At 71.8% G+C, this 3,203-nt stretch carries 3 protein-coding genes; 2 read left to right on the top strand and 1 reads right to left on the bottom strand.

What is annotated here, in order from left to right:
- Positions 1-146: 146 nt before the first annotated feature.
- Both AB0M20_RS34395 and AB0M20_RS34390 read left to right on the top strand, forming a co-directional pair.
- Positions 147-1,346: a sensor histidine kinase gene (locus AB0M20_RS34395; RefSeq protein ID WP_364304524.1), complete on the top strand. Its 1,200-nt coding sequence runs from the start codon at positions 147-149 to the stop codon at positions 1,344-1,346.
- Complete coding sequence (locus AB0M20_RS34390; RefSeq protein ID WP_364304523.1) at positions 1,343-2,008, top strand: response regulator transcription factor; 666 nt, start codon at positions 1,343-1,345, stop codon at positions 2,006-2,008. Before AB0M20_RS34395 ends, AB0M20_RS34390 begins: the two co-directional genes overlap by 4 nt.
- Positions 2,009-2,469: 461 nt before the next feature.
- Here the strand turns inward: AB0M20_RS34390 and AB0M20_RS34385 are convergent, their stop codons facing one another.
- Positions 2,470-3,120 carry a hypothetical protein gene (locus AB0M20_RS34385; RefSeq protein ID WP_364304522.1) on the bottom strand — a complete coding sequence of 217 codons (651 nt, stop codon included), beginning with the start codon at positions 3,118-3,120 and terminating at the stop codon, positions 2,470-2,472.
- Positions 3,121-3,203: the final 83 nt, after the last annotated feature.

Below are 3,203 nucleotides of genomic sequence, written 5' to 3'. Positions count from 1 at the left end.
TCGATGCCGACGATCGTCGCGCGTCGCGGGCCCCGGCGTCGTCCGCCCGCCGGCGGCACCGGGTACGCAGTCCGGCGTAGCCGCAGCGCCGAGGATCGCGCTTCTCGACGTAGGAGCCGCGCGGCCGGACGCCCTAGGATCACGGCATGCAGGACCGCCTCGCGTCGTACCGGCCGCCTGCCTGGGCGCAGGACCTGCTGCTGGCCCTGTTCGTCGCCGTGATGCAGGTGCAGGGCACCGTCACCCGGACCCGTGACGAACCGGAGTCGGTGGTGCGGCCCCTGGCCGACCTCGGGCACCTGGGATACGGACTGCTGATCGCCGGTGGTGCCGTGCTGATCGTGCGCCGCCGCCTGCCCTTCGCCGTGTTCGCCGTGACCGCGGCCGCCAGCATCGCCTACTACGCCCTCGGCTTCCCGGACGGGCCGGGATGGCTCGGGCTCTTCGTGGCCCTGTACACGTTCACCGCCCTGGGCGACGGCCGGCGCTCGCTGGTGATCGCCGGTGCGGGCATCGCCGTGATGGCCGCCTGCTGGCTGGTCGCCGCCGCCGACATCGAGCCACGGGCCGCCATCGGCTGGGTGTTCTTCCGGATCGGCGCCTCGGTGATGAGCGCTTCCCTCGGCGAGAGCGTCCGGGCCCGGCGGGTCATCGCGGCGGAGGCGGTGGCCCGCGCGGAGCTGGCGGAGCGGACCCGTGAGCAGGAGACACGCGCGCGGGTGGACGAGGAACGGCTCCGGATCGCCCGGGAGGTCCACGACACCGTCGCGCACGCGATCGCCGTGATCAACGTTCAGGCCGGTGTCACCGCGCATGTGCTGGACAAGCGGCCGGACCGGGCACGGGCGGCCCTGGAGACCATCGAGCAGACCAGCTCGCAGGCTCTGCACGAGATGCGTGCGGTGCTGGGCGTCCTGCGCGACGCCGACGGGCGTGCCCCGTACCCCGGACCTGGGCAGATCGACGACCTCGCCACCAAGGCGCGCGATGCCGGGCTGGATGTCGATCTTCTCATCACTCCGTCACCGCCGCCGGTGCCCGGCGCCGTGGGCAACGCCGTCTACCGGATCCTGCAGGAGTCGATCACCAACGTGATCCGCCACGTCGGGCCGACCCGGGTCACGGTCGCGCTGGACTACAGCGCCGAGGAGGTCGAGGTCCGGGTGACGGACGAGGGTCCGCGGCCGGGTACGCGGATCGAGGAACGCGCCGATCACCGGCCGGGCGGCGGGATCCTCGGCATGCGGGAGCGGTGTCACCTGCTGGGCGGGGAGTTCGACGCCGGTCCGCGAGCGGGCAACGGCTTCGCGGTCACCGCCCGTCTCCCGCTGGCCCCGGCCGGATGAACGTGCCGATCCGGGTTCTGCTCGTCGACGACGAACGGCTGGTGAGATCCGGCTTCCGGCTGCTGCTCGACATCGAGGACGACATCACGGTGGTGGGGGAGGCAACCACCGGCGTCGAAGCCGTCGCGCTGGCCCGCAGCACCCGCCCGGACGTCCTGCTGATGGACATCCGGATGCCGAAGATGGACGGCATCCAGGCCACCCGGGCGATCACCGCCGCGCCCGACCTGCGCGGCGTGCGCATCCTCATCCTGACGACGTACGACACCGATGCCAACGTCTTCGAAGGCCTGCAGGCCGGGGCCAGTGGTTTCCTGCTCAAGGACGCCGGCCCGGCGGAGCTGCTGCACGGCATCCGCGTCGTGGCGGCCGGGGAGGCTCTGCTCGCGCCGCGGATCACCCGCCGTCTCATCGCTCAGTTCACCGCACGACGCACCGCCGACGCGGCGGCGGAGCAGCGGCTCTCCGTCCTCACCAAACGGGAACGGGAGGTCCTGGGGCTCGTCGGTCAGGGCCTGAGCAACGACGAGATCGGCGCGGCGCTGTTCCTCAGCCCCGCGACTGCCCGCACCCATGTCAGTCACGCGATGGTGAAGCTCGGTGCGCGGGACCGCGCACAGATGGTCGTCATCGCCTACCAGACCGGGCTGGTCACCCCGTGACGCTGCCGCTTCGCGCGCGGGCCGGACCGATCCGCGAGCCAGGTCAATTGCTCGGCCAGCGCGTGTTGGCGCGGTGTGCCGGATGCGGCTGCGTGCTGTACCAGCGCTCTGCCGTCGCCGGGTTGTGCGGTCGGCCGCGGGGCACGGTCGGCGCGTTCCACGGGTCCGCCGCGTCGGCGGCCTGCTCATGCGGTGCGGCATGGCAGACAACGGTGCTCGTCCCGGTCGGGTGAGCGGAGCCTGCCCCGACCCGGATCGTGTGGCGCCACCGCCCCCGGCGGCCGGCGAGGGCCGAGACGGCGGTCTGAACGAGGACGAGGCGTATGAGTCGGCGAAGCTTTCTCATCGGTCAGCCCTTCTGCTCATCGGTCAGCCCTTCTGCGAGGAGCGTGCGCGAAAATGGGCCCCGGTCCGGTGCGGCTGGGCACCACACCGGACCGGGGCCACCGGGGGGAAGGGAGCTAATCGGGCGGGCCGGCGCGTCCGTCCACGACCGCGTTCGCGGTGTCGTTGCCGCCGGGCTTTCCGCCCTGGCTGCCCTTCGGGCCGTTGCCGTTCCCGTTCCCGTCGCCATTGCCATTGCCATTGCCGTCGTCATCGCCGTCGCCATTCCCATTGCCGTTCCCATTGCCGTTCCCATTGCCGTTCCCGTTGCCGTTGCCGTTCCCGGGCCGGGTGGGGCTGGTGGTGACGTCGGGCGTGGGCGTCGGGGCGGTCGAGGGTTCGGCGAGGTACGGGGCGCAATAGGCGGGGATCCTCGACGCGCCGCCGGCCGCCTCGGTGAGCTTGCGCCGCGCCGCGGCCGTCATCGCCTTGCCCTGCTTCTTGCCGTCGGTGGCCTGCCAGGCCCGGCACAGACCGCGTGCCCCGGCGACCGACGAGGTGGAGCTGGGCGCCGTGGACGGGCTGGGCGCCGGCACGGTGTCACTCGCCCGGGGCGATCGGCCGGGGGAGCCGCTGGTCGGCGCGCCACCGGAGGACGGCTCGCTGGATGGAGCCGTCTCCGGCTTCGGCGGCGGCACGCCCAGCCCGGAGAACCAGCTGTGCGCCTGCTGCTGCGCGGTGGACGGGAGGGATCCCGTCTCCGCCGCGACTGCGGAAATAATTTTCACAGAAATGGATACCGAATGGAGACATTTGGAGACATTTCTGTGCAGGATTCCACTTATGCTCTTTTAAAATACAAGAGTTACAT

Origin of the sequence: Actinoplanes sp. NPDC051633 (assembly GCF_040681735.1) — a bacterium.
In the GTDB taxonomy this organism is placed as follows: Bacteria; Actinomycetota; Actinomycetes; order Mycobacteriales; family Micromonosporaceae; genus Actinoplanes.
The sequence above is the reverse complement of the archived record's forward strand: the minus strand, read 5'-3'. Positions and strand labels throughout refer to the sequence as shown.